At 55.5% G+C, this 7,101-nt stretch carries 5 protein-coding genes; 4 read left to right on the forward strand and 1 reads right to left on the reverse strand.

Features of this window, described 5'->3' with window-relative positions:
- Window positions 1-204: 204 nt before the first annotated feature.
- Window positions 205-1,932, reverse strand: a complete 1,728-nt coding sequence (locus H616_RS0112245) for an SLC13 family permease (RefSeq protein WP_027967623.1) — start codon at window positions 1,930-1,932, stop codon at window positions 205-207.
- A 179-nt stretch (window positions 1,933-2,111) separates the two neighbouring features.
- Between H616_RS0112245 and H616_RS0112250 the strand changes: the two genes are divergently transcribed.
- The 4 genes from H616_RS0112250 (at window position 2,112) to cysQ (ending at window position 6,942) form a co-directional block, all read left to right on the forward strand.
- Window positions 2,112-2,861, forward strand: a complete 750-nt coding sequence (locus H616_RS0112250; protein WP_027967624.1) for a helix-turn-helix domain-containing protein — start codon at window positions 2,112-2,114, stop codon at window positions 2,859-2,861.
- A 261-nt stretch (window positions 2,862-3,122) separates the two neighbouring features.
- A complete protein-coding gene (gene cysD, locus H616_RS0112260) occupies window positions 3,123-4,109 on the forward strand; it encodes a sulfate adenylyltransferase subunit CysD (RefSeq protein WP_276195567.1) in 987 nt (328 codons plus the stop codon).
- Window positions 4,109-6,013 (forward strand): sulfate adenylyltransferase subunit CysN, encoded by a 1,905-nt coding sequence (cysN, locus tag H616_RS0112265; RefSeq protein ID WP_027967627.1) that lies wholly within the window; start codon window positions 4,109-4,111, stop codon window positions 6,011-6,013. The genes cysD and cysN overlap by 1 nt, the downstream gene beginning before the upstream one ends.
- A gap of 155 nt (window positions 6,014-6,168) precedes the next feature.
- Window positions 6,169-6,942 (forward strand): 3'(2'),5'-bisphosphate nucleotidase CysQ, encoded by a 774-nt coding sequence (gene cysQ / locus H616_RS0112270; protein ID WP_027967628.1) that lies wholly within the window; start codon window positions 6,169-6,171, stop codon window positions 6,940-6,942.
- Window positions 6,943-7,101 lie beyond the last annotated feature (159 nt).

The following is a 7,101-nucleotide window of genomic DNA, read 5'->3' on the forward strand; positions in this document are numbered from 1 at the left end:
TTGGTTGGAATCGCCCGATAAATCGGGCTCCTACAGGTGAGGTTGTGGTTGGCTCTGTGGGTTGGTTGGAATCGCCCGATAAATCGGGCTCCTACAGGTGAGGTTATGGTTGGCTCTGTGGGTTGGTTGGAATCGCCCGATAAATCGGGCTCCTACAGGTGAGGTTATGGCTGGGTCTGTGGGTTGGTTGTGGCTTGGGCTGGATCAGAACGGAAACACTAGTGGTATAAGTATCAGCACGCCGGCGGAGTAGACCAGGCTGACGGGTAGGCCGGTGCGGATGAAATCGCTCATCTGGTAACGGCCTGGGGAGAAAACCATCAGGTGGGTCTGGTAGCCGTAGGGAATCAAAAAGCAGGCGCTGGCACCGTAGGCGACGGCCATTATGAAGGGTAGTGGGTCGGCACCGAAGGCTTGGGCAGTGCTCCAGGCAACGGGGAAGGCGAGGGCGGCGGCGGCGTTGTTGGTGACGGTCTCGGTCAGTAGCAAGGTTAGCAGGTAGCAGCCGATAAAGGCCGCGTAGATGCCATGCCCGCTGAAAACAAGCTGGATGCCGTGGGCGAGCAGGTCTGCGGCACCGGAGTTGGTCAGCCCCTGAGCGATGGCGAGCGCAGAGCCGATGATGACCCATAATTCGAAAGGAAAGCGTCGACGCAGTTCGGCGGGGGTAAGAACGCGCCCCACCAGTAATCCCGCCATAAGCAGCAGCAAGCCGTGAAACAGTGGCAGCAGGTTAATAGCTGCTAATAGGATAACGGTGCCGAAACCGGCCAGCGTGGCCAGGCTTTCGCGTCGGTTGAGCTGGGGGCGGGTGAAGCTGCCGCTGAGCAGGTGGAAGTTGCGATCGATGTTGCGGTGTTGACGAAAATCGCTGCCGACTGCCAGCAGCAGGCAGTCGCCGATGCGTAGTGGAATTTGGCCAAGCTTTCCTTGCAGGCGTCGGTTGCCGCGTCTGATACCTACCACGCCGGCATTGAACATGCTGCGAAAGTCCACGTTTTGGAGTGTCTGGCCGGTAAGTTCTGACTCGTGAGAGATCACCACCTCAACCAGATTGGTTCCCAACAGGTTATCGGCGTGTACGCCGAACAGCTTGAGGCCCGTGAAGCGTTGCAATGCCTGCACTTCGTTGACCTCACCACTGAACATCAGTGTGTCGCCCTCCTGTAACACTTCGCCAGGCCCGACTGGGCTGATCAGTCGGCCTCCTCGCTCGACTTCTACTAGGTACAATCCCTCTAAGCTTCTCAGGCCGTTATCTTCAATGCTTTTTCCAATCAGCGGCGACTTTGCCTCTACGTCGGCAGCCAAAAAGTAGGGCAGTCGGTCTTGTATGTTTTCGGCCTGATGGTGAGGCAAGGCTTGGGCGCGCCAGAGTAGTACGCCAAACGTCAGCAGGGCGACGGGCACGCCGACTAGGCTGAACTGGAACATGCCCAGCTCAAAACCTCCGCTGCTCAGAGCGAAGGAGTTAACGACCAGGTTGGTGGAGGTGCCAACCAGGGTGGTGGTGCCACCCAAAATTGAGGCGTAGGAAAGTGGAATCAGCAGCCGTGAGGGGGCAAAACGTTTCTGTCGAGAGATGGCGCCCAGGAAGGCCGCTACTACAGCGGTATTGTTGAGAAATGCTGAAAGCAGTCCGCTGGCAGCCATGAGTCGTGCTGTTGCTGTGCGTTCGTTACCACGCAGTAGCCGCTGAGACATCCACTCCAGTAGTGGCGAGCGTTCCAGAGCCAGCGACACTAGCAGCAGTAAGAGCAAGGTGGCCAGCGCGGGGTTGGTGTACTGCTGTAGCAGGGTGGCGGTGTCTACTAAACCAAATAGCAGGTAGCTTCCTGCCAAGGTGGCAAAGGCAGTAGCGGGCCGCACTAATCCTGAGATCAGCACACCAAGAAGAGCGGTGAGAGAGAGCAATACTGCCCAGGTGACCATGCTGTGATGTCCTTGAAGAATTATTCTGGGTTGTGGGATTCTACGCAGCCTTTTATGATGGTGTCGAATCAGGTTTTTTCATTTTTTTATTTTAATGATAATAGTTGTTTTTTTTCAACTGCTTATGCTGGTGGTTTGCCATTAAACATTTGTCGCCCCAAATGCTGAATGAGCGTCGTATGCTGGCCGTTAGGTTGCGCCTGAATGGCCATACCGTGGCTGAGGCCTGTCAGCATAGTGCGCTTTCTGCGCCGACAGTGTCGGCTGCCTGGAAGGCGTTTCTTGAGGGTGGCTGGCAGGCGGTGCCGGTGAAACCACGTGGGCGTCGCCGGGGCTCGGGTGATGTGCTCAATAGCGTACATAGTGAGGCACTGTGCCGACTGCTGATGACTTGGCCGTCGTCGGAGCTGCTACCGGCATGGAATAGCCGAGCCTTGGCGGTTGCGTTAGCTGAAACGGAAAATCAAACGGGGATGTCGCCCCGTGCGATTGAGCATTGGTGGAAAGCCCGGGGGCTGGGGGTAAAGCCGGCTGATGTTCGGGGGTTGGCGCGCAAGCGCTCTAACGCGGGGCGCTGGTTCCGACAGCAGGTCAAGCCGGGCTTTGATGCTGCTGTGAAGTCCGGTGGTAAGTGCTGGCAAGGCGGTGTGCGAGTAGTGGCTGCTACTGATGGTCGTGACGCCCGTTGTTATCAGTTGTATTTGCATGGTAAGCGCGGCGCGCTGCATATGCTGTGTTTACCAACTCCGCCAGTAGCCAATGATTACATTACATTATTTGAGCGGTTGGTGGCTGAGGCGAGAGCCGCTGGGCAGCCTGAAGCTCTTGTGGCACTGGTGTTTCATGGGGCGTTTTTTCAGGCCAGCCCAGAGATTATGCAATGGTTGGTTGAGCATCCGGCAATGCGGCTGATGCCGTTTCCCTCATAACAGTAGGAGGGTAGATGGAATCGCCCGATAAATCGGGCTCCCACAGATGGGGCTATGGCAGGTTCTGTGGGGTGATATTTTTGTGGGAGCTGGATTTATCCGGCGACTGGGTTTGGCGTTTGTGGGTTGGCTGGAATCGCCCGATAAATCGGGCTCCTACGAAGGTCAGTTCGGTGATGGACTCTGCTGGTGGGGTTGGTTTTGTGGGAGCTGGATTTATCCGGCGATTGGGTTTGTGGGTTGAATGGAATCGCCCGATAAATCGGTCTCCCATGCCGGCCTCCTGCAGTACGGGATCGTACATTTTTATTTGTTCACACGTTTCATTCACTACAGGCTAACGAGATGACAACACTGACTCATCTTCAAAAACTCGAAGCTGAGAGTATCCAGATCATGCGGGAGGTGGTCGCCGAGGCAGACAATCCGGTGATGCTCTATTCCGTGGGCAAGGACAGTGCGGTAATGCTGCATTTGGCGCGTAAAGCGTTTGCTCCTTCACCGCCGCCGTTTCCGTTGATGCATGTTGATACGCGCTGGAAGTTCCAGAGCATGTATGAGCTGCGTGATCGCATGGCCGAGGAAACGGGTATGGACCTGCTGGTACATATCAATCCTGAGGGGGTTGAGAAGGATATCAACCCCTTCACTCACGGCTCGGCGATTCATACCGATGTGATGAAAACCGAAGGCCTCAAGCAGGCGCTGGATAAGTACGGTTTTGATGCGGCCTTTGGTGGCGCGCGGCGCGATGAGGAGAAGTCGCGGGCCAAGGAGCGGATATTTTCGTTCCGTACAGCACAGCACCGCTGGGATCCGAAAAATCAGCGCCCTGAGCTGTGGAAGCTGTATAACACGCGTAAGCATAAAGGTGAGTCAATTCGGGTGTTCCCGCTCTCAAACTGGACTGAGCTGGATATTTGGCAGTACATCTATCTACACAATATTTCCATTGTGCCGCTTTACTTCGCTGCTGAGCGCCCCGTTGTTGAACGCGATGGCGCGCTGATCATGGTGGACGATGAACGGATGCCGCTAGAGCCGGGTGAAGTGCCGATGATGCGCAAAGTACGTTTCCGTACCTTGGGCTGTTACCCGCTGACGGGGGCTATCGAGTCTGAAGCCGATACCTTGCCTGCTATCATTCAGGAGATGTTGCTGGCCCGTACGTCAGAGCGTCAGGGCCGGGTGATTGACCAGGACAGCAACGCTTCCATGGAAAAGAAAAAGCAAGAGGGGTACTTCTGATGTCTCATTCATCTGACATGATCGCCGGTGACATCGAGGGCTACCTCAAAGCGCACGAGCACAAAGGGCTGTTGCGGTTTATTACTTGCGGTAGCGTGGATGACGGTAAGAGTACGCTGATCGGGCGCTTGCTGTTTGAGTCTAAATTGCTGTTTGAAGATCAATTAGCGACCATTGAAGCTGACTCGAAAAAGTATGGCACTCAAGGCGATGAGATGGACTTCGCCTTGTTAGTTGATGGCTTAGCCGCCGAGCGTGAGCAGGGCATCACGATTGATGTGGCCTACCGCTTTTTCTCTACCGATAAACGCAAGTTTATTGTGGCGGATACGCCTGGGCATGAGCAGTACACGCGCAACATGGTGACTGGCGCGTCTACGGCCGATGCCGCGATCCTGATGGTTGATGCACGGCGCGGCATTCTTACTCAGACCCGTCGCCACAGCTATCTGATGTCGTTGATCGGCACACGGCATATTGTCGTCGCGATCAACAAGATGGATCTGGTGGACTACTCTAAAGAGCGCTTTGACGAGATTGCCGAGGAATACCGTGGTTTCGCGAAGCAGCTCGGTTTGAGCAATATCACCTTTATCCCGATGTCGGCGCTGAAGGGCGATAACGTCACCGAGCCCAGCCCCAGTATGCCCTGGTACCACGGCACCACGCTGATGGGCTATCTGGAAACCGTGGAGCTTGATGACGAACTGCTGCAGCACGAGCCGTTTCGGATGCCGGTGCAGTGGGTTAATCGCCCGAACCTGGACTTCCGTGGCTTCTCCGGCATGGTCGCCAGTGGCACCATTCATCCCGGCGATGCGATCCGCGTGCAACCGTCTGGTATGTCTAGCACGGTAAAGCAGATCTATACCTTTGATGGCGATCTGGATGAGGCCGTGGCAGGGCAGTCGGTCACGCTGTTGCTTGATGATGAAATTGATATTTCCCGTGGCGATGTGATTTCACGCCTTGATGCGCCGGCTGAAATCGCTGACCAGTTCGAAACCACTCTGGTGTGGATGCATGACGAGCCTTTGCTGCCCGGCCGCCCCTACCTGATGAAGATCGGGACTCAGGCGGTGGCAGCCACGGTTACTGATATTAAGTATCAGGTAAACGTCAACACGCTTGAGCATACCGCTGCCAAGCAGTTGGATTTGAATGCCATTGGGATATGTACTCTGAGCCTGGATCGCTCGGTGGCGTTTGATGCTTACGATAAGAATCAGGATACGGGTGGGTTTATTCTGATTGATCGTTTGACCAACAATACAGTTGGCGCCGGTATGCTGCATTTTGCGTTGCGTCGCAGTCAGAATATTCACATGCAACACGTGGATATCGACAAGAGCGCACGGGCGTTGACCAAAAGCCAGAAGCCAGCTGTGCTGTGGTTCACTGGCCTGTCGGGCGCGGGTAAGTCAACCATTGCTAACCTGGTCGAGAAGAAGTTGCATGCTGCCGGTCAGCATACTTACCTGCTGGATGGCGACAACGTGCGTCATGGTCTGAACCGCGACCTAGGCTTTACCGACGCTGACCGCGTGGAAAATATCCGTCGGGTGGGCGAAGTGGCACGGCTGATGGTCGATGCAGGCCTGATTGTGCTGACTGCGTTCATTTCACCGTTCCGTAGTGAGCGTGATATGGCGCGTGAGCTGATGGACGAGGGCGAATTTATCGAAGTGTTTGTCGATACCCCGCTGAGCGTGGCTGAAGAGCGCGACCCCAAAGGCCTCTACAAGAAAGCGCGCCGTGGTGAATTGCAAAACTTCACGGGCATCGATTCTGATTATGAAACGCCCGAGAACCCTGACTTGCGTTTGGATACCACTGCACTGAGTAGTGAAGCGGCGGCTGATGCCGTAGTTGCGCTATTGCGTGAGCGTGATTTGATCGCCTGAGTAAGACAGATAATCAGGTGTTGAGCTAGCCCGTTGCCGGTTTATCAAAGTTGATACCTCGGCAGCGGGTTTTTTTCCACGGCCTCGGAGCACTCGAGTCAGAGTGAGTGGGAGCCTGACTTATCGGGCGATGGGGTTGCGACTGAGATTTCTCTATGACAGCCAAATATTCTGAACTGTTGAACGACGTAGAGCGCATTGCTCAGCAAGCCGGTGATGCGATCATGACAATTTATGCCCGTGATTTTACGGTGGAAGAAAAAGACGATAAAAGCCCTTTGACCGAGGCAGATCAGGCAGCTAACGAGCTGATCGTTGCGGCACTGGAAAGGCTGCCTGGTAAGATTCCTGTGCTTTCTGAAGAGGATGCTGAGAGTTTTGGCGGCGCAGATGCGCAAGGGCGTTATTGGTTGGTAGACCCGCTGGATGGCACTAAGGAGTTTATCAAGCGCAACGGTGAGTTCACTGTCAATATTGCGCTGATCGAGAGCGGTCGACCAGTGCTTGGCGTGGTGGTCGCTCCGGCGCTGGAGGTATCTTATGTGGCCGCCGAGGGTGTTGGGGCGTTCAAGGTAGAGAAAGATGGTCAGCGCAGAGCCATTCAGGTTGCTGGAGAACCCGCTTCAGATACCGCCTGGCGGGTAGTCGGCAGCCGTTCTCATCCCAGCGCGGATCTGGCTGCATGGCTAGAAAAACTGGGGCGTCATGACATGGTGCCGATGGGAAGCTCGCTTAAACTGTGCCTGGTGGCGGAAGGTGCGGCAGATGTGTATCCACGCCTTGGCCCAACCTGCTTGTGGGATACTGGTGCTGCTCAAGCCGTTGTTGAGCAGGCTGGTGGTCGGGTTGAAACACTGGAGGGTGCCCCAGTTTCGTATGCCACACCGTCAGAGAAGCTCAATCCCTACTTTGTCGTGTGGGGGCTGTAGAGCCTTTGTGGCTTGGTGGTTTTGTGGGTGCCGGTTTTGTGGGTGCCGGTTTTGTGGGAGCTGGATTTATCCGGCGACTGATTGATTCTTGCGGGGTGGTTGGAATCGCCCGATGAATCGGGCTCCTACAGGTGGGCTGTGGCAGGTTCTGTGGGGTGC

It is taken from the genome of Halomonas halocynthiae DSM 14573, assembly GCF_000425725.1.
Taxonomy (GTDB): Bacteria; Pseudomonadota; Gammaproteobacteria; order Pseudomonadales; family Halomonadaceae; genus Halomonas; species Halomonas halocynthiae.